Here is a 21,721-nt window from a genome sequence, read left to right as displayed (position 1 = left end):
GGTAACAACACGGTCCTCGATGATATTGGTTATTTTTTTGGTGGAATGACCAATTTAAGCGAGGGGATACAATACATCGACTCTAAAACAGGATGGGAAAGTACCTGGTGGGATGAAGTTGATGAGCTTGCGAAAAATAACAAACCTGGTGATTCTGTTAACCCCACTACCTTAAAACAGAATATCCTTAATGAAAATTATCCTGGTGGAGATAACCCGAAATCAATTGAGGGCCATGATTGGTGGGGTCGAATTAAGGGGGATACCTTTGTGGATTTGCCCGCGCAATTGCATGATGCTGCTTGGACGCGAATGGGATTACACGCGGATAAGTATGGGATCACATTGGCCACTACAACAACTTCCTATCTGGCCGATTGGCGGTTTGTTGGCCAAAATCTCTACCTGGCCACAAAACATGTAAGGTCATCACCCCTTTTATCTATGAAAGCCTATTCGATCGGGATAGGCTTTGCGGCTATCATTTATCCAAAGTCAGTTTTAATTGGTCGTAACGCAGAAAATAGATTATAGGACTTAAATGAAAAAAATTGTTGTGGTGTTTTCATTCTTATTGATAAACTGTTCTGGTCAATATGATTTGATTGTTTCAGGAATGAAGGATTATGATTTCGAAATACCCAAAGAAAATCTCAACAGAGAGCTAGATATGTTTATCAATTTGAATCCTGGTCTTCAACCAATAGCCGATTCAATTCGTGATTCCATTTATGTTAATGATGACAGAATCAGTGAGTACAAAACGTATTCGTATGTTTTTACATATAATAATGGCTTTCCAGAAAAGGAATTTAGAATTAAACTGGATTCTGTAGACACTTATCTTTGTACGGTCAGGACTGGTATTGGTGCATTTTCACCTTCTGTAATCAGATTAAATGGATATTTGAAGAAGCCCGAATGGTCTATTAAAATGTCGGTCGAAGAAAGAAATGAATTCGTGTTAATGCTATTTGAAAAAAAGCTAATTGGTCCTTTTCGGGAATACATAAATTCGAGAAACTAGTTTTTAGATAATATTGGAAACGGTAACCAGTGTTGCCTTTAACGGAACCACCGGGGCTGTGCTTTCTTATTTTGACGATACCCAATTCGGGAAAGTCGCCCGTTCGCATGAAACATCAGAACCGGGTTGATGAACTACAAGGCACGGATGTACGATCCGGCAATCGGGCGGTTCTATGCCATGGACCCTATGGGGCAAACGCCGTCGTTCTATAACTATTGCGGCAATAACCCGATTAGTTTTACTGATCCGAGTGGGGAGATATTTGGTTTTGATGATCTTGCTGTTGCTTATTTCATCGGACATTGGATTGGCGTATATACTGGTTACCAAATTGGTAAGGAAGCAGGTGCTGATGGATGGGGATTATTGGCGTATTCAATTGGAGGCGGGTTAATTGGAGGATATAGTGCACTGGCAGGTGCCTCAATTGCAGCATCAGAGATACCATTTGCCGGTACACTAGGTCTGGCAACAGGGTCAACAATGAATTCACTTGGAATGAATGTTCTTTCTGGTGGTAAAAATGATATTTCAAGTTCTATTGGTTTTGGTGCAATGAACTGGTCTAAGGGGCGGTTTGATTATCTTGGTAAGGAAGGAAATTCTACCTCGGAAAATTTTGGATTCTTGTTTGGTGGCATGCAAAATTTATCTGATTATATTGCTGGATTTGACGGAGGTATGATTGATGTAAACGCAGCTGAAGCTTCGAAGTATGACTGGTGGAGCCATTCTTCAATTACATCACCAGATGAACAGGTGAATATTTCTATTGGCCCGAATGGTGGTGATGGCTCAATACCTGTGACTAAACCAACCTTTATTAGGTATTTTGATGTTATTGATGGTCAAGGGAATAATAATAATTATTATGGTGAACCAGGTACATGGTCTACAAAATTGAACAATATCAACAAGAGTATTTTAAAGGAAATTACTAAGAAGACACAAAATGGACAGGGAATGTTTTGGGGGAATTAAAAATGGGGGCCATTATATTCAAACTGCGCAAACAGTGCTTCGATGGCCCTCTGGCGTGTTGGTGTTCCAAATATTCCAATGTTTCATCCCCTTTTACTAAACTTTCAAATGGAAATTAGGAATATCGGAATAACTGCCTCTCAATTTATGTATAGGAGATGAAAATGTTCCTTCTTTTAGAATTACTTTTATTTTTGCTAACACAAGTAGAATTAACTCATTCATGGGATGTCTACGACTTCAATGAGGCTTATGTCAAAAATATATTATGCATAAAATATTGTGATGAAAACAAAATAATATTGGAGCATTTTGTGGTCATTAAGAGGAGGTTTGTGTTTTTTAAGAGTGATATTCTGATAAAAGATGGTGACGCTTTTAAAGGACTAAGTTATGAAATGGAATATTCAAGTAGCAACGATACAATAATGATACTTAATAAGAGTAAGACTTATTTCATAAGCAAAAAGATACCTAAGAGTTGCGTTTCAAGGGAATACAGCCATAATAAGGTAAATAATTTGTATTATCTTCAAATTCAAATAGATAATGAAATAATGAGTAAGAAGATATTAGATAACTATGATCCGAATCATCAATCCATATATAATTACTATTCTGGCGTAGAAATTGATTCTGCAATTGTAAAATTATCACCTGAAGAATTTGTTCAATTCCTATTAAGTCGAAAAAAACAGTAACAAAATTCCGATTGTTGATCAAAGGTGGGGGTGAAGTATATTCATTCTTTTGAAGACGATTTTGTCAGGCCATTCAGAATTTTCCTGGAATAAAATCGATTAGAAATATCCATGGATTCGGATACCTGACTCGATCGGAATTCAAACGATTTCACTTAAGTCGATGTGATGAAATTAGGGCCTTTTTATGCAAGTAGAATTATAAACAGATCGATTTACACAAGTCGCATGATGATTTAGATGAAAATTCAGTTATAAAATAGCAAATTATTGGAAAAGGCTTAGTTCCATAGAAAGACCAACCGGTTTTTTATTCGTTCAAAACAGTTAAGTTATTCTTCCTCGTTTCAACTTAAAGGGTTTTCCGTCCATGTACAGACTTTTTTACACTCTGATCTTCATTCTGGCTTTTTCATCCCTGTTTGCTCAAAAGGCATCGCAGGTGTTTTATCTCAGTAACGGCGATTCTGTTGAAGGCATCCGCATAAAAGGAAATTCCACCAACTGGTTTATCCAGAAACGGGATGGAAGTGTTTTCGAAACAGATAGTACGCTCATTGTCAGGATCAGGCAGAGGCAGGTAGCCATTCCGGAAAAAAGTCCGGAACCGGTTGTGACCAGGAAATCAGGAATAATACCGTGGTCGCGGTTGACATCGGGAACCATCTGGTACACCATCGAGGTAGGTGTTGGGCATCCTTATTATGAAAATGAGGGCACGCCGGGTTATAATGAAGAGTTTCAAAATTTGAAACTGGGATTTAACGCAGGTGCTTCTGTGGGATATGATTTTCTCCCCTCACAATTAATTGAGCTCAATCTGGTGTACATGTATCATTTTTCACAATACCAGGAGTGGGGAAAGAGTTCCTTTCAGTCAGGTGATCCCTGGCATTTTGTTTGGGTGATGGCAGGTCCCAGACTACGGCAAACCGTTGGTTGGTGGATGGGAATTGAAGTGGAAGCAAAGGCTGGATTCGTTTGGGTTTCGCGTCCGGAAAGAACCGAGCGCAGATATTTCCCTGATTATAGCAATGTTTACTATGATGCGTCCTCCGATTTCTCGTTCGGAGCAAGGGCCGGCTTTTCTCTGTATGCAGGATCCCATTTTGCGATTAGCGGATTTCTCTATTACTCCAACCCTGTTTTCAGCCATTCTGTTTCATTTGAGGAAAGCAGAGAAAAACGGGAAGATGAAACGATGGAAGTGATTATATTACCGGTGGTTTCTTTGCAGTATCGGTTGTAACCAATTTTCCCATGCAGGTCTGAGAGGTCAGGGCTACGCCCCTTTTTGGCTTTGTACTGCGTTTGGATTCTACGTAGATGTCAGGGCTACGCCCCTTATTTTGACTTTGTTCTGCGTTTGGAATTTTACGAAGATGTCAGGGCTACGCCCCTTATTTTGACTTTGTTCTGCGTTTGGAATTTTACGAAGATGTCAGGGCTACGCCCCTATTTGGCTTTGTTCTGCGTTTGGGATTCTACGAAGGTATGATTGGGGAAACGGTGGGGTCCAGGGAATTTCAATCATCAGTTATTGTATTTACTGAGTTCTGATTTCTTTTAACTCTTAACTTTTCACTTTTAACTGAAAAACCCCGGTTGTTGAGCGGAATCGAAACCACCGGGGTTTTTCCCTCACTCCCCGGCTTCGGTCACCGTCACCCGCACGGACTCGATCAGGCGACCTTTCATCGTCAGCACTTCGAACCGGAATCCTTCCGATTCAATGACAGATCCGACCACAGGGAAATTGCCCGTCAGGGAGAGGAGGTAGCCGGCCAGCGTGCTGAAGGGTGCGGGTTCATCTTCCAGTTTAAAGTCGTGATCGATCAGTTCTTCGAACTCATAAAACGGCATCATGCCCGGCAGAATCCGGCTGCCATCGGCAAACGCCGATCCATCCGAACCGGGAAGTCCGTCCCCGTCGGGATCACCAACCAGCACCGACAGAATCTCGGCCGAGGTCACCCAACCCTGTACCGAGCCATATTCATCGACCACCACGGCGTAATACCGATCTTCCGATTTGAATAAATCGACCAGCCGGGTCACCGAAACGGTTTCGGGGACAAAGAGCGGTTCTTTTAACAGCGAGGCGAGCTGCAGAGGAGCGCCCGACACCGTCTGAAGCCATAAATCCCGTGTGGAGAGAATGCCTTTCAGGTGATCGAGATCCTGATCAGCCACAGGGTAATGCTGATGGGCCGTCCGCTGAATGAGGTCACGGATATCCTGAAGCGAGTCGTTTTCATCAATCCAGCTGATAAGCGTACGTGGAATCATAATATCCCGTACGGTCAGATCATTCAGATTAAGTGCCTGCCGGACGATGTGTGCTTCCACATCATCCATCTGTCCGCTTCGTTCGGCTTCATTGGCCATTTGCCTGATTTCCTCATCAATCATGTTCTGCTGATCACCGGGTGGTTTTCCGGCGAGGAACATGAAAAAACGGGTGGAGGCAGACAGAAACCAGACGAAGGGTTTAAAGATGCTCTCCATAATCCTGAGGGGACCGATGACCGCTTTTGCAATGGCCTCCGGATTCCGGATGGCGGTTCGTTTGGGAAGCAATTCACCAAACAGAAGGGAAAAGTAGGTAATGACCGCCACAATGAATCCGAAACTGATTTCATCGGCGTAGGGAACAAGGGCAGGGACCTGTTCGACCCAGGGCTGAATCAGGTGGGAGAAGGCGGTTCCTCCGTAAGCCCCGGTCAGGATTCCGATAAGGGTGATGCCTATCTGAATGGTGGAAAGAAAGGAGGTCGGGTCGTCAAGGGTTTGAATCACCTGCCGGGCCCGGCGGTTGCCTTTGGAAGCCTGTCCGGCCAGACGGGCCTTTTTGGATGAAACCACCGCCATTTCTGACATGGAAAGCAGACCATTCAGCAAAATAAGAACGGTCAGAAGCAAAATATCGGTTATCATGGATTCAAGGTAGAAGTTCGGGATGAGAATAAAAAAAACCCGGTCGTAGGGACCGGGTTTTTAACAGAATCAGACTGGTGAACCTTATTTCTTATCGGCTTTCACCATGTGTTTCAGCAGATCAACGCAACGGTTGGAATAGCCCCACTCGTTGTCATACCAGGAAACCACTTTGAAGAAGCGTTTTTCGCCCTTCAGGTTGTTTTCCAGGGTGGCTTTGCTGTCGTAGATAGAGGACCGCTGGTCATGAATGAAGTCGGTGGAAACCAGTTCTTCATTGGTATAGCCCAGAATGCCCTTCATGTAGGTTTCGGAAGCCTTCTTCAGCAGAGAATCGATTTCTTCGATCGAGGTATCCTTTGTTGAGCGGAAGGTCAGGTCAACCACCGATACATCGGGGGTTGGAACCCGGAAGGACATACCAGTCAGTTTACCCTTGGTAGCCGGCAATACTTCGCCAACTGCCTTGGCAGCACCGGTGCTGGAAGGAATGATGTTAATGGCAGCCGCACGGCCTCCGCGCCAGTCCTTCTTCGAGGGACCGTCAACGGTTTTCTGGGTGGCGGTGTAGGAGTGAATGGTGGTCATCAGACCGGTTTCGATTCCGATGCCTTCTTTCAGGATCACGTGAACCACGGGAGCCAGACAGTTGGTGGTGCAGCTGGCATTGGAAACGATGTTGTGCAGTTTTGCATCATATTCCTGCTCGTTCACGCCCATGACGATGGTCTTCACTTCGCCTTTACCGGGAGCGGAAATAATCACCTTCTTAGCGCCGGCATCGAGGTGACCTTTGGCCTTCTCGGAGTCGGTGAAAAGACCGGTTGATTCGATCACATACTCAACGCCGAGGGCTTTCCAGGGCAGTTCAGCAGGGGTTTTGGTGGCAGCCACGCAACGGATTTCATGTCCGTTCACCACGAGGATATCGGCTTCTTCCCTGGAAGAATCGCTCTTTTTCGTGGAAACATTGTGTTTGAACCGGCCGTGTACCGAATCATACTTGATCTGATAGGCGAAGTAATCGGCGTCGGTTGCCACATCGACAACAGCGACCACATCGAATTCTTTACCCAACAGGTCCTGATCGCAAAGGGCCTGGAAAACCATCCGGCCAATCCGTCCAAAACCATTAATACCGACTTTTACAGCCATGGTAACGTACTCCTGATTGTTTAAGAAAATGCTCAATCTGTATTAAACAGCACAGCAAAGGTAAAAAACCGCCGATTAAGGTTCAAACGATCCGTTAATCCATCAGTGGAATCGGTTCACATTTAACCAAGATTTAAGGCGTCCCGAAGATCAGAAATTCCCGGGAAAAGGACCCGATGGGCCTGAAAAGGGCAGAGAAAGCCGTTTGTGTAGTAAAAACTGATAAATCGTGCTATTATAATTTCATTAAAATTGAGGTGTGAAAATGCAATTCTCTGTGTAAATTCGGGGACCATGGTTACAGATATTCACCTGCCGGTACACCTGCAGATTCTGATACAGGATCCGGTTCTGTCGGAACGGATGAACCGTTTGACGGTCGGATTGGGGCTTCCGGTGCTGCAGCCGGGCGTCAATCTGCTCGCTTCACGGCTGATTCTTTCCGATCAGCCCGGCTATTATCCCGACAGTCCGGTGAAAGCACCGGTACGTATTCTGATTGTGTCGGCCAATCCTCCCTTGCAGGTCAACAGTGGTGATAAACTGATTTATGACTGGATCCGCCCCGATTGTCCCGATGAGGAAATCCGGTTCCGGCTGGCGCGAACCGTGGCTGAACTTCGCCAGGAAAACCAGTTTCAGGAGGAACTGACCAGTTCCCGCCGATCAGAAGAAAAATTCAGAAAAACCCTGCAGGCAACCCCCGATGCCATTGTGATTGTGGATGCCGGCGGAAAAATCTCCTTTGTGAATGATCAGGCCGAGCATTTATTCGGGTACACCGCCGATCAGATGATTGGTCAGACCATGGAAATGCTCTTACCCACCGAGATACGTGGCAGCCATCCGGGCATGCGCGACAAGTTTGTGGCCCATCCGAAAACCCGTCCCATGGGAGCTGGTCTTGATCTCTGGTGCCAGCACCAGTCCGGACGAAAAATTCCGGTCGAGGTCAGCCTGAGTCCGGTTAAAACCGATGACGGATTGCAGATTGCCAGTGCGATCCGTGACATCAGTCAGCGGAAAGAAGCCGATTCTCAGCTTCATCAGGCCATGGACGAAGCCAAATCGGCCAACCGTGCCAAAAGCGAGTTTCTGGCCAATATGAGCCATGAGCTCCGGACCCCGTTGAATGCCATTCTGGGATACAGTCAGATTCTGCAGAAAGACCGCAATCTGAACTCACAGCAGCGCGATGGAATTGATATTATCCGTAAAAGCGGCGAGCATTTACTGACCCTCATCAACGATATTCTCGATCTTTCTAAAATTGAATCTGGCTACATGGAATTACATGAATTCGATTTTGATTTTGGTGAGTTCCTTGAGGCCGTGGCCGATGTGGCCCGGATCCGCTGCCGCGAAAAGGGAATCAGTTTTCTCTTCGAAAAACTCTCTGATCTTCCGAAGGCCGTTCACAGCGATGAGAAAAAGCTCAGGCAGGTATTATTCAACCTGCTCAGCAATGCCGTGAAATTCACCGATGAAGGGGGCGTGGCCTTTAAAGTCGGGTATCATGAGGGAAAAATCCGTTTTCAGGTCGAAGACACAGGCGTGGGCATTCCCGCCGACCGGATGGGCGAGCTGTTTCTGCCGTTTCACCAGGTGGGCGATAAAGTCCGGCATGTGGAAGGAACCGGTCTTGGTCTGGCCATCAGTCAGCGGTTGTCTGTGATGCTGGGCGGGGAGATTCAGGTGAGGAGTTCGCTCGGATCGGGGAGTACTTTCTGGGTGGAACTGGACCTGAAGCCCGTAACCGGTTTCACCGCCCGGACCAGTGTGGATGAAAACCATATTATTGGCTATCTGGGTGAACGCAAACGGGTGCTGATTGTGGATGACAAATGGGAAAACAGGTCGGTGCTGGTTCACATGCTGTCACCCATCGGATTCGATATACAGGAAGCGAAGGACGGACTGGAATGTCTGAACAAGTGCGTTTCATACCGGCCCGACATCATCTTTATTGACCTTCGGATGCCGAAAATGGACGGATTCGAGGTTACCCGCCGCATCAGAAAAACCCGGAATATGCAGGATGTGGTAATCATTGCCGTATCGGCCAGCGTTTTTGAACACAACCGCGAAGATTCCCTCATGGCTGGTTGTGATGAATTTGTTGCCAAACCCTTTCAGATGAGCCGTATCCTTGGCGTCATTCAGGATCATTTGGGGATGGAATGGATTTATGAGAATCAGACGGTGAACGGGTATTCTGAAGTCAGCAGCGGAGAGCATCTGGCGATTCACCTGCCCGAGAACCTGGCCGGACCCTTGCTTGATCTGGCACGGATGGGAGATGTCGAAGCCATTATTGACCTGACCCTCACCATGGATTCTGCCGATCCTGGTCAGGATTTGCTCGCCAGGGAAATTCAGCGGCTGGTTAAAAGCTTCGATCTTGTCCGGCTGGAAAAGCTGGCGACTGAACGGAGGTGGCCTCTTGAGACTTGAACCCGGACGTAAGTATTCGATTCTGCTGGTGGATGACAATCCGACCAATCTGAATGTTCTGTGGGATGCGCTGCGGCACGATGGGTTGCGGCTTCTGGTGGCCAAATCGGGTGAGGAAGCCATTCAGCGGGCTGAACTGGCCAAACCCGAACTGATTCTGCTCGATGTGCTGATGCCGGGTATTGACGGGTTTGAAACCTGCCGCCGGCTGAAGGAAAACCCCGAGACGCGCGGCATTCCGGTGATTTTTATGACCGCACTTGCTGATACCATTGACAAAGTGCGTGGATTTTCTCTGGGAGCCGTGGACTATATCACCAAACCCTTTCAGCAGGAAGAAGTGATGGCCCGGGTGGAAACCCATCTGGTTTTGCAGGATCTGCGCAGGGAACTGCAGCAGAAAAATGATGCCCTGAACCGGGCACTCGATCATGAGAAGGAATTGAACCGACTGAAAACCGGCATGGTCTCCATGGCCTCGCATGAACTGCGGCGTCCGCTGACGGTGCTTTCTTTATATAGTAAGTCACTGCTGCCCAAGGATCCCGGTGCCGTGACCCACGATCAGCGTGATGCGTACCAGAAAATCCAAAAATCGGTTCGCCAGATGACGCAGTTGCTCGATGATGTGCTCATTGCCACCCAATCGGAAACCGGCAAACTCACCTTTGAGCCCGAACTGGCCGATCTGGAAGATCTCTGCCGGAAATGTGCCGCCGATATTCAATTGATCGATGAATATTCCCATCAGTTGGAAATGACGGTGTCGGCTTCCTCTCCGGTGGCAGTGGTCGATACCCGTCTGGTTCAGCGGGTGGTTCTGAATCTGCTCAGCAACGCTGTTAAGTATTCGCCCCGGGGCACCACTATCCGGTTCCGGGTGGATATCAATGAACAGGAAGCCATGATTCAGGTGTCGGATGATGGCATTGGCATTTCGAAAGCCGATCAGGAAAAACTGTTCGAAAGCTTCCAGCGGGGCGGTAATGTTGGCAAAATTGCCGGTTCCGGACTGGGGCTTTCCATTGTAAAGCAATGTCTGGATCTGCACCGTGGCCGAATCCGGTGTGACAGCGAGCCCAACAAAGGCACCACCTTTTCTGTCTGGATTCCCGTTCGCATTCCCGTCGATGAACCGCTGACGGGAACGAGCTGAAAGTTCGACTCAACCTGATTTCTCCATTTGGCAATCTGCCGGCGTCAGACTCCTTATAAGCATGTGTTGATGCTTCCGAATCCTTTTTTTAGAATTTTATTAGATCCCCGGTCTGATTCAGATGATGATAAAAATATCCTTATCTTTGGGCTGATCGTTCTCAATAACCGTCGAAGAATCCCGGAGATACCACGCCATGCAACAGCCTTTGCTGCTATTGTTAGCATTTGTTTTTTTCTCACAACCCTCTCATGCGAATCAGGGGGATAAAAAATCGGACCCGCCTAAAAGGCAAAGTTCCTTTGTTGACTTTGAATTTTTAGATGCCCCTGCTTACCGGATCTATTTCGAGAACAATGGCAATATTCAGGATCCATCTGGTAGCTGGAGTATTGAGTATCCGCTGAATTCGGGAAAGCACCCCTTGTTTGCGTCGGGGTTTGCGGTTAGTGGTTTTGTTCAGGATAGTCTGAGGACTGCCTGGATGGCCTCTGCTTCCCGCATTGAAGAATGGCAGCCAGGTAACATCGGGTTGGATGGTAACCCGGCGGACCCCAATAATCCACTGTTTAAAATCTATAAATACCAGTTGGGTGATGTATTGGTAACCAATCCGGATATCGCCTCATGGCCGGTGGATCTTGGTGCGGAATACCATGATTACAATGAAAATGGAGTTTACGATCCGCAGAATGGTGATTTACCGAAAATATACGGATCGGGAATGGTCTGGTATGTGATCAATGATGGAGTTGGGCCTCAAAGCCGGTTGAATGGCAGTAAGCCGATGGGTCTTGAAGCACAGGTCTCTGCCTTTTACTTTGATGGTGGAGCATCCGAATTGGATCACACCGTTTTTATCGTTTACAAACTGATCAATAAGGGAATTCATCCAATCAATGACATGGTTTTTTCCCTGTGGTCCGATCCGGATCTCGGAGATTCAGAAGATGATCTGGTGGGTGTGGATTCAACCCGGTCGCTTGCCTATTGCTATAATAAAACCACCAATGATGCCTCTTATGGATCCCTCCCGCCGGCATTCGGTTATGACTTTTTCCTCGGTCCCAAAGAATTTACGGGAAATCCTCAGGATAGCATTGAAATTCTTGGAAAGAAACAGTTTGGATACAAGGCCCTTGGTATGGAGACATTTGTCAAGTACAACAGAGGAGATCCTACAGTTCCGGATCCAAGAACAATTGATGAAGCCAGAAACTATCAGATGGGCTACAAATTCAATGGTTCCCAATACGATCCACTAACAGATGGAACGGGGGGAACATCGTTGGATAATCCGAAAATTGTATACCCCGGATTGCCAGAGCAATCCACTGGTTGGCGGGATTATTTTCAAGGTGATAAACGGATGATGATCAACACCAAACCGTTTAATATGGCCACGGGTGATACACAGGTTGTGGTGGTGGGGTATGTGGTTGGGTCTTTTCTTAATAATCTGGGTAGTCTTGCCCAATTACGTCTGAACTCGGATGGTGCACAGTCGGCATATAATAACCTGCTGAAGCTTGTTCCGCAGCAACCTGCTCTTGGAACGCTGCAAATTGACATGAAAAACCAGTTTGATCAACCCATTCAAAAAGCCCTGGTAAATGTTACACCATTGGGTTCTGCTGTTGATCTGAACCAGGGACTGGCAGTAAATGAGGCAGATGGGTCCACATCGGTCATTTTGTATGAAGGAGACTATAAGGTTACCGTGATTGGCAATCCATCTGTTTGGGGGCAGCTTCCTGATACCCTGTCTAAAGTGGTTTCCATTACAAAGTCAGAAACATCTGAACTCAGTTTTGTATTAATGGAACAGACTGGATATTGGGAAAAGGAGTGGAGAAAGGATCTGTATACCGGTGTAATTGACAATTGGTTGACGAAAGTTCCGGGAGACACCACTTACAGTTTATCGACAAAATATGAATGGACACCCAATAATGGTGCAATCAGAATACAATCAAGTACTTTAAAAGGTCAATGGACACTTCAGACTCAGGTTGATCTGTCGACATTGGAAAACGCTGGTGTTTCATTTGCGCTATCAATTAAACTGAATGCCTCGGACACCTTTCGTGTTCAGGTCCGCAATCCTTCTATGACCGGGTGGATTTTGCTGGATGAATTCCGGACAATCCTTAATACATCGTTTACGCGTCATAATTACTACCTTCCATCATTGGTATCATTTGCAGAGCCAATCGAAATTCGCTTCAGGTTCATAAAGCGTTCAAACGTTTCTTCATATATTTCAATAGATGATTTCCTGATTGCCGAAGATGTTGGCGTAGGCGTCGAATCAGAACCGGTTGTTCTGCCTTCTGCTTTTCAACTCCTGTCGGCGTACCCGAATCCGTTTAACCCGTCGACCACGCTGCGCTGGGTTCAGTCACATGTCGGTGAGGTAAATCTGCGGGTATTTAATCTGCTGGGTCAGCAGGTGATGTCACTTCCGGTAACCCGTCCGGCAGGTGAGCAGACGGTTGAGCTTGATTTCAGCAGGCTGGCATCGGGTGTTTATCTGGTCAACGCCGAAGCCCAGGGCGAACAAACTAAACCGATTCGGGTGGTTTTAATTAAGTAAAGAACATTTTCAGGAACGGGTATGATTCTCACTTTAAAACAGGTCATTCACTTGAATTAAAATGATAATTTCCGCACAGAAGGTTCAAATTCAATGATCAAAAAAATTTGCTATTCAAAAGAAAAGCGTTGGTTAAATCATGTATGATAGATTTTTTCTTCTAATCTCATGCCTGTTTTTATTTTTCTCTGTTGAGGCACAACCTTCAAATAAGAATGCTGGTAGTTCACAATTATCAGCAGGCTATTCTCAATTTCAATTTCTGGATGCCCCTGCTTTCAGGATGTGGTTTGAGAACAATGGAAATATTCAGAATCAATCGGCTACCGGAGGAATTGAGTATCCGAAAAATTCTGATAAGGTCACTCTTTTTTGTGGAGGTTTTGCGGTAAGCGGATACAAAGAGGATAGTCTTTACACTGCATGGATGACATCCAGTTCACGAATTGAAGAATGGCAACCAGGTAACATTAGCAATGATGGATTCCCGGTTGATCCAAACACAAAAAAATTCAGGGTTTTTAAATACAAGCATGGTGATGTTCTGACCTCAAACCCTGACATTGCTGATTGGCCGGTTGAGTTGGGGGCCGACTTTCATGATTATAACCACAACGGGATATATGATCCCCAAAAAGGTGATCTGCCGAAAATTTTTGGCTCTGAAATGATTTGGTTTGTAATCAATGATGGAGTCGCACCACAAAGTAGGCTTATGGGAAGTAAACCGATGGGACTGGAAGCACAGGTGTCTGCTTTTTGGGTCGATGACAAATCAGAGGTATACAATCATTCTGTCATCCTGATTTACAAACTGATTAACAAAGGAAAGCATCAGATAAATGACATGATATTTTCCTTGTGGTCCGATCCGGATGTGGGGCGGTTAAATGATGATATGATTGGGGTTGATACGACGAGAATAACCAGGCAGGGAGTATTTGATAAAGAAAAAGGGGAGCCTCGTTCATTGGCTTATTGTTACAATGAAACCAATAATGACGCAGACTATGGTTCCGCGCCTCCTGCATTGGGTCAAGGATTTTTACTTGGACCGCAGGTACAAACAGGGCAAACGACGGATACTGCCTTTGTTTTTGGCCACCCAAAGATTGGCTTTAAGGAATTACCCATGGATTCCTTTGTGAAGTTTGCTCGTGGGGACCCTACATTGCCTTATCCTTTTTCTGCGACAGAAGCTCGCAATTACCAGAAGGGCTACAAGTTTAATGGCACATCCTTTATACCATATCTCGAAGGAATAGGTGGCACCAGTTCAGACAATCCAAGAATCGTCCACCCGGGATATCCTGAGCAAGGTACTGGTTGGCGTGACGGCAGGGGTGAGGATAAAAGTATGTTGATCAGTTCAAGGCCCTTCACAATGGCTGTTGGAGATACACAAGTTATTATGGCAACCTATTTAGTTGGAAAGGGTACAGATAATTTAAACAGCATTTTCAAACTAAGATCCCAAATTGATGTGATGAAAACATCAATTGATAAACTTTTAAGGGTCGATACTCCTGAACCAGCGTTTGGTACACTTGAATTGGATGTAAAGAACCAGTTTAATCAACCTATCAAGGAATTTTGGGTTAATGTCACGCCCTTTAATTCAACGATTAATCTGGAAGATGGTTTTTTGTTCAAAACAGAAAGGGAAAAGCAGACCTTATTCTTATATGGAGGGGATTACTGGGTATCTATTATCAGTAACCCTAAGGGATGGGGTATTTTACCAGATACAACAGATAAGGTTGTTTCTATTACCAAATCTTCTGTTTCAAGTCTTAATTTCAAGGTTAATGAACAACCCGGGTATAAAGAAGAAAAGTGGGAAAATGACCCGATCTCAGGACAGATACTCAATTGGCAACGTGGCGTGAAGGGAGATACCACTTTGAGTACAACATCTCAAACAAACTGGACTGGAACCAATGGTACGATAAGGCTAAGTTCCAGTTACAAGGGTCAATGGACGCTTCAGACGACTGTTGACCTTTCGGAATTTGATCAGGCTGGTCTATCGTTCACCATTTCCGCCAGATTACGTGATTCAGACACCTTCAGAGTTCAGATCCGAAATCAGTCAGCAGAGAACTGGATTACAGTAGATGAATTTCGGACCATGTTCGATGTAAACTTTGTCAGGCATAACTATGATTTACCATCCATTTTGTCTTTTTCTGAACCGATAGAAATCAGATTTCGTTTCATCAAAAAATCATCCTCAGCCTCATTTGTTTATTTAGATGATTTCCTGATTGCCGAAGATGTTGGCGTAGGCGTCGAATCAGAACCGGTTGTTCAGCCTTCTGCTTTTCAACTCCTGTCGGCGTACCCGAATCCGTTTAACCCGTCGACCACGCTGCGCTGGGTTCAGTCACATGCCGGTGAGGTAAATCTGCGGGTATTTAATCTGCTGGGTCAGCAGGTGATGTCACTTCCGGTGACCCGTCCGGCAGGTGAGCAGATTGCTGAGCTTGATTTCAGCAAGCTGGCATCGGGTGTTTATCTGGTCAACGCCGAAGCCCGGGGCGAACAAACTAAACCGATTCGGGTGGTTTTGATTAAGTAAAGCACGATCCGGCTTTTACCTGTCTTTATTTTTAATGCCAGCGGACTTAATACCCGCTGGCATTTTTGTTTATATAAAGTGTAAACAAAAAGGATGTCTACGTCTGATAATTGACGGGCGTCACCTTTCCGCCTGGATGATTAAAGTCTGTTTAGTTATCCGATTTCTAAGTTGGTAGATTCCGGACAAGTCGATACATTAACCGACCAATTTTTACAATCAAGCCGAGGCGGTCATCATGAAAAAACAGGTATCGTTGACAGTAAACAGGATGCTGGTTCTCATCGCAGGAATGCTTGTTACCGGAGTGTTTCAAATTTCTGCCCAATCCATGACAGGGAGACCTGTTCTGGACCATGAATCTGCGGACCAGGGGAACGCCGTTTCACGGTTGGCAAAGTCCACCGTTTCCTCAACTTTAGTGGGAGACATGGCCAATTCCTATGCCACCCAGGCCCCCGGAACCAACCAGATCGCCTATGATCCTTCTTCCGGATTCCTGGTCATTGTAAAACGGCGGGGACCCTCTGACTATCAGATTCCGGCGGGCAGTGGGCGCATTGCCTATCATACCAGTCTGGATGGAGGAACTTCCTGGTTACCGGCTCAGAATGCCAATCACAGCATGCCAACCTTTTTAGGCCGACATCCCAATCTCGCCATCCGGAATGACGGGGAAAGTGTTCGACTGGTTACCCAATGGGCCGAACTGATCAATGGAAATTTTGGAGGTTTTGGATCGGTGGTTTCCGATATCAATTCGCAAGGCGGATTTCCCTTCATCTATGACCAATGGTACAGCACTGAGTTTATGCTGGGTCAGGATACCCTTCAATGGGGGATCCCGGGTGAAATTGCTGTCGAACAGGGTTCTTACCTGTGGGCAGGAACCAACGTGATGAATAACTCCAGCCTGTATCTGATCCGGTCAGATGAAGGGGCCGGCTGGTCGGTGGTTCATACCATTCCCGATGTTCAGAATGGAGGAGTTGTTATTACAGCCAACCATTTACGGGGTGACTTTTATGGCAATCAAGGATGGTTTGTGGCAACGGTTCAGCCAGATTCTCTCTATGCACTCAACACTGGTTTGTCGCTGGGGCATGGTGTCTTTTACCCATATCTGATCCATATTGACAATGGAAATGTGATCTCAGAGTATTTGGTTGATATCTACCAGATGGCCATGAATCTGGGGATTCCGGTTAACAACATTACCTACAATTACGACATGGTCACTGACCACAATGGTGATTTTCATGCCTTTTTTGAGCTTTATGGTCTCGATAACAGCAACCATGGAGTGTATGAACTGAAATCGACCGATAACGGATCCGGCCAGTCCCGGTCACTCAGCCTGGTCAGCCCGCTGGGTCACACCGATTGGGTCTATGGGACCGATCCGCTTAACACCCGGTCAGAGATCGATGCGGCCAGGGATGACAATGGTGAGGCGCTGTTTGTAAAATGGCTCGATATCGATCCCCTCGATCCGAATGGAACCAGTGAAATCATGGTTTCGGGCCGTGGAGTTAATGCTTCCGTCTGGTCCACGCCGTTAGCCGTTAACGACAATGACAGTCAGATGCAGTTTTTTACGCAGATGGCTCCACGGGTCAGCAGTCTGGGAGAAGGAATGTACCAGTTGCACGTGATGTGGACAGGTGTGGGAACGGATGGAACCAGTCAGATAGTTGGTACCGCCCCTGCTTCCATTTATTACAATGGTCCGCAGATTGCCCTCGAAACCTATTCGGGCATCACTGATATTGCCGAAGCCAAATTGGCACCTCTGGGTACCCGAGTCACCGTGACTGGTCGGGTAACAGTTGGTCCCGAATTCGGTGGACCTGTTTACATTCAGGACATGACCGGTGGAATTCCGATTTACGATTTTACCGAGCATCCACCTGTTTCGATTGGTGATTCAGTGGTGGTGACAGGTGCGGTTGCCGAGTTTGGCTCGGTGGGCGGGCACCCCGGATCGGGTCAGACACTGATCAATGGTGAAAATATCGTCTGGGATGTGGTTGACACTTATCAACGATATTTACCTGCCATGCCCATGACACTGTCCTCCTTTGGGGAAGGCCAGGAAGGGATGCTTGTTACTATATATAATGTGGGATTGAACGGTTCAGGAACCTTTACAGAAAACACCAATTACCTGATCCGCGACCTGACTGCCGGATCGGTTATGCGGATATCCGGACCTACCAACCTGGTGGGAACGCCCATTCCATCCGGAATCTTTCATGTCACTGGGGTCATCTCTCAATTCGAAGGTGTGTATCAGCTGATGCCCCGGTCCCAGTCGGATATTTATCCGGATCCATCCTACAAAAAAGTGTCTTTTGAAGTAAACACAGCTTTCGTTCAGGATACCATCCGGGCCGGTAACGGAACCCAGGTGAAAATCGCAGGCAGTGGCATGTTCGGTGACTGGGCCAATTACCAGACCATGCCACCGCTCACCAATGTGAGGGGTGATTTGTGGTATGGAATGATTCCCATACCTGCCGGTAACTTTTCGGGAGTTTTCAAGGTTGTCACCACTTCCCAGTCCGGAACCGGTTGGGACCGGTACGCTAATCCGGGCTTTGTGGTTTACAATGATACCACCATTAAAATTGTATCAACAGGTCTTCCCGAGGTGTATGAAGACCCCATCACGGGACAACAGATCATGCGGGATCAATCATGGAATCCGCTGAAAATCGCAAAGGGCGGGTCGGATAGTATCGCTGTTCATTTCCGGGTGAACATGGAAGATCAGCGATTTTTCCCACGTGAGACGGGGGAACTGTTCGTCAGAGGGAATATGATTGATGAATCATGGAGCATGACCCAAAGAGGAAAATTGTATCCCGAGGTCAGGCATGATGACCTGTGCTGCGGCAATGGCATTTACCCGGCCGATCAGCACTTTTATTCGCGCATTGTACTGATCGATCCTGCCTTCAGGGGCCAGTATGAATACAAGTTTGTTCAAAAAAACGGCGAATTGATTACCTGGGAAGAAAATATCCACTACATGGGTGAGCCGGATCTTGCCAACAATGGTAACCGGAAGTTTTTCCTGAATGGAGATACCACCCTTGCCTGGAAATACTGGAATAACAAACGTCCGACGGCACCCAGCCAGAATTCCTTTGCCAGCTCAATGTCAGTTCCGGCAGCATTCGCCAATGATTCCAACCCAGAGCCGGGAGCCAATCCGTCAGTCTTTCAGCAATTGGGTACTGATCTCACGGTTGAAGCGTGGGTGTTTTTGACCAATCTGCCTGATGCAGTTGATCCGGAAGGTCCGCCCGTGAAAAACCGTTCGGTTCTGTTAAGCCGGCCGGGAAGCTTTAACCTTCAGGTTTATCACGATACCACCCGTTATGCCTTTGCTTTTGTGGTATTCAATCAGGATGGGCAACGGATGCAGGTGAAATCAAACATGATTCCGGAAACAGGTGTATGGTATCATCTGGCCGGTGCCTATAACGGAAGCGAGCTCAGACTTTACATCAATGGAAATGAGGACGGATTGGTTACAGGAACAGGAACAGTGGCACCGGGAACCGGTGGCTTCTATACAGGTACCAGTTCGAGCAATAATCCTTTCTTTGGTCTGCTTGATGAAGTTCGTCTGTGGGATGACTACCATCACTGGTCTCAGATCAACCAGTCTATGATGGTAACCCTTGACCCTCATACACCGGGCCTGATTGGCTATTGGCCGATGGAAACACTCCAATACAGTCAGATGGGCAAATGGTTTACTCCGGATGTAACTTCTAACCAGAATCATCTGGTGGTAAAAGACTACAACAGTATGATCGGGGCTCCGTTCCTGCATGAAGTTCTGTTGCCGGTCAGTTATATCCACTTTGACAGAACCGATTTGATTGCCGGTTCGCCGGGGGTTATCAGAGTCACCACTGACGGATGGCCAGAAAGAGGCGATATCACCTTCCACAACATGCCTGCTGGTGCCACTTTTGATGGTGAGTATCTTTCCTGGGCCCCGCCGGAAGGTATGTCTGGTTTTTACACGTTCTCCGTATCAGCCAATAATGGAGTCGGAAGTTTCTACTTTACCGATATCCCGGTTTACATCTACAAGTACCCGCTGAGCAATGAAATTCTGACCAATGATATCCTTTCCACCTCGGTGCAATCCGACGGGACATTGGGTGTGGGTGAAGGTTTCCGGTTACTGGGAGCAAATGGTTTGTATGAAGGCCAGCTGATTGTAGGTGTGTCTGGAAATCAGGTTTCTGGTGCCGTCTCTACAGGTAAATATGAATGGGGACCGCTTGCTCCGATCCGCCGGATCAAATCGACTTACCGGGGTTTTGAAAATGCAGTGGAAGCCCGGTTCAGTGATTCAAGAATCTACAGCAATCCGATTGGTCTCGATGTGAAACTGGTTGCTACCATGGATGATGCCGAGATGGGTCCGCGGTTTGGTATTTATGATTATGAAATCAGGAACACCAATGGGTATCCGCTATCCAATCTGTATGTCGGTCTGGCCATGGATTGGGATGTGGATTCGGCTGCCGCTAATCTGTCGGGATTCGAAACGGATATCCAATTGAGTTATGTCTATGCACCGGCTCCAAAAAACAACAACAATTATTACGGGATGGTTATCCTGAATTGGGAAACCTCGGGTGCGGCAACCTGGAATTCGTTTTTGCCCCATCAGGAGCAAGATTCGGTACTTTATAACTTGCTGACGCAATATTCCATTCAGGAATCAACACCCGCCGATGTGAGAACCATGGTTTCTGCCGGGCCTTTCTGGTTAGAAAGTCAGCAGAACGTGAAGGTCATCTATGCGGTGCTTGCAGCTCCTTCGCTTCAGGAATTGCGTGATGCTGCCTGGTCGGCCTATTATTCCTATGAGGCATCCCGACCCTACTATAAAAACATCGCTCTGTCACCCGGCTGGAATCTGATCGGATTCGGTGGAACGTTATATAATGATTCCACCCAGGTGGCCTTATCATCTGTCATGAATAAACTGCGGGTGGCACTTGGTTTCGAAAATGAAGGATTGACCTGGTCACCACAGGTTCCGCCTGAAATGAACACCCTTCAGACCATGGACGGCTACAGTGGATACTGGATGAAAATGAAAGATTTTGCCAATCTGGATGTGACTGGCTATCCGTTTGCACCAAACACTCCCATTCCGCTGAATGCCGGATGGAATCTGGTCAGTTTCCTGGGCCCGAATGATATACCGCTTAACTGGACGCTTCAGGATCTGGGTGACAATCTCGAACTGGTACTGGGATTTGAATACGGCGGACTTACCTACGATCCAACCATTCCAATGGAATTCAATACCCTGCTCACCATGAAGGAAAATCACGGTTACTGGATTAAGGTGAGGGAAGCAACCAACCTGGTTTACCGGGGCTATGGGGTGATTGATGGCGGGAAGGAATCTGTTCTTGCCAATCTGAAAAAGAAACCAGCCAAACATGTGGCAGTTGACAGTCCGGAAGGTTTAGTGCCTACTTCTGAATGGATGTCGGTGTACGCCAGTTCGGTTAAAGCAGATAACCTGCTGCTTAAACAAGGAACGGTTGTGACGGCACGTGACGAATCAGGAATTCTCTGCGGCTATACAGTGGCCAAAGCAGATGGACAGTTTGGTCTGATGGCCATTTACAGGGATGATCCGGCCACTCCGGAAGATGAAGGTGCCACACCGGGCTCACCCATTCAGCTATTCGCCGGTGATCAGTTGCTGGTGTCAGGTCTTGAGTGGAAGGGAATGGGCGCCATCGTGGACATTTCCAATGTGGTTACATCGGCCGGGGAAGGATCCGGATTGCCAACCACGTTTGCTCTGAAGCAAAACTATCCGAATCCGTTTAATCCTTCGACGGTAATCCGGTATGAGTTACCTGCAGAAAGCCATGTGACCATCAAAGTCTATTCCCTGACCGGTGAAGAAGTTGCCACACTCGTGGATCAGGTGGTACCGGCTGGCTATCAGACAGTGACATGGAATGGCCAGACTTCGGGTGGCAGTCGTGTGGCAAGCGGCATGTATTTCTACCGGATACAAGCTGGTTCATTTACCAGAACGATGAAAATGATTCTTCTGAAGTGATGTAAC

At 46.8% G+C, this 21,721-nt stretch carries 12 protein-coding genes; 10 read left to right on the top strand and 2 right to left on the bottom strand.

Annotated elements, in window-relative coordinates:
* From HUU10_03625 to HUU10_03605, 5 genes are all read left to right on the top strand, one after another.
* On the top strand, positions 1–534 hold a 534-nt coding region (locus HUU10_03625; GenBank protein ID NUQ80679.1), incomplete at its 5' end, for a hypothetical protein.
* 7 nt (positions 535–541) lie between these two features.
* Entirely contained in the window at positions 542–1,027 is a 486-nt protein-coding gene (locus tag HUU10_03620; protein ID NUQ80678.1) for a hypothetical protein, read from the top strand.
* 114 nt (positions 1,028–1,141) lie between these two features.
* Complete coding sequence (locus tag HUU10_03615) at positions 1,142–2,011, top strand: RHS repeat-associated core domain-containing protein (protein ID NUQ80677.1); 870 nt, start codon at positions 1,142–1,144, stop codon at positions 2,009–2,011.
* Positions 2,012–2,175: 164 nt separating this feature from the next.
* Positions 2,176–2,712, top strand: coding sequence for a hypothetical protein (locus HUU10_03610; GenBank protein ID NUQ80676.1), 537 nt, complete (start codon positions 2,176–2,178; stop codon positions 2,710–2,712).
* Between the two features lie 370 nt (positions 2,713–3,082).
* Positions 3,083–3,961, top strand: a complete 879-nt coding sequence (locus HUU10_03605) for a hypothetical protein (GenBank protein NUQ80675.1) — start codon at positions 3,083–3,085, stop codon at positions 3,959–3,961.
* A gap of 392 nt (positions 3,962–4,353) precedes the next feature.
* Here HUU10_03605 and HUU10_03600 read toward each other — a convergent pair whose 3' ends face one another.
* Both HUU10_03600 and gap read right to left on the bottom strand, forming a co-directional pair.
* Entirely contained in the window at positions 4,354–5,649 is a 1,296-nt protein-coding gene (locus tag HUU10_03600; GenBank protein NUQ80674.1) for an HlyC/CorC family transporter, read from the bottom strand.
* Between the two features lie 84 nt (positions 5,650–5,733).
* Positions 5,734–6,804 carry a type I glyceraldehyde-3-phosphate dehydrogenase gene (gene gap, locus HUU10_03595; GenBank protein ID NUQ80673.1) on the bottom strand — a complete coding sequence of 357 codons (1,071 nt, stop codon included), beginning with the start codon at positions 6,802–6,804 and terminating at the stop codon, positions 5,734–5,736.
* Between the two features lie 294 nt (positions 6,805–7,098).
* Here gap and HUU10_03590 point away from each other — a divergent pair, with 294 nt between their 5' ends.
* From HUU10_03590 to HUU10_03570, 5 genes are all read left to right on the top strand, one after another.
* Positions 7,099–9,258: a PAS domain S-box protein gene (locus HUU10_03590; protein ID NUQ80672.1), complete on the top strand. Its 2,160-nt coding sequence runs from the start codon at positions 7,099–7,101 to the stop codon at positions 9,256–9,258.
* Positions 9,248–10,414 carry a hybrid sensor histidine kinase/response regulator gene (locus HUU10_03585; protein ID NUQ80671.1) on the top strand — a complete coding sequence of 389 codons (1,167 nt, stop codon included), beginning with the start codon at positions 9,248–9,250 and terminating at the stop codon, positions 10,412–10,414. Before HUU10_03590 ends, HUU10_03585 begins: the two co-directional genes overlap by 11 nt.
* Before the next feature lie 196 nt (positions 10,415–10,610).
* Positions 10,611–13,010, top strand: a complete 2,400-nt coding sequence (locus HUU10_03580) for a T9SS type A sorting domain-containing protein (GenBank protein NUQ80670.1) — start codon at positions 10,611–10,613, stop codon at positions 13,008–13,010.
* A gap of 139 nt (positions 13,011–13,149) precedes the next feature.
* On the top strand, positions 13,150–15,591 hold the full coding sequence (locus HUU10_03575; GenBank protein ID NUQ80669.1) for a T9SS type A sorting domain-containing protein: 2,442 nt from the start codon (positions 13,150–13,152) through the stop codon (positions 15,589–15,591).
* A 238-nt stretch (positions 15,592–15,829) separates the two neighbouring features.
* The gene (locus HUU10_03570) at positions 15,830–21,715 is read left to right on the top strand and encodes a T9SS type A sorting domain-containing protein (GenBank protein NUQ80668.1); all 5,886 of its coding nucleotides are present in this window, start codon (positions 15,830–15,832) and stop codon (positions 21,713–21,715) included.
* The last annotated feature ends 6 nt before the right edge of the window (positions 21,716–21,721 follow it).

The sequence above is a fragment of the Bacteroidota bacterium genome (assembly GCA_013360915.1).
Taxonomy (GTDB): Bacteria; Bacteroidota; JABWAT01; order JABWAT01; family JABWAT01; genus JABWAT01.
The sequence above is the reverse complement of the archived record's forward strand: the minus strand, read 5'-3'. Positions and strand labels throughout refer to the sequence as shown.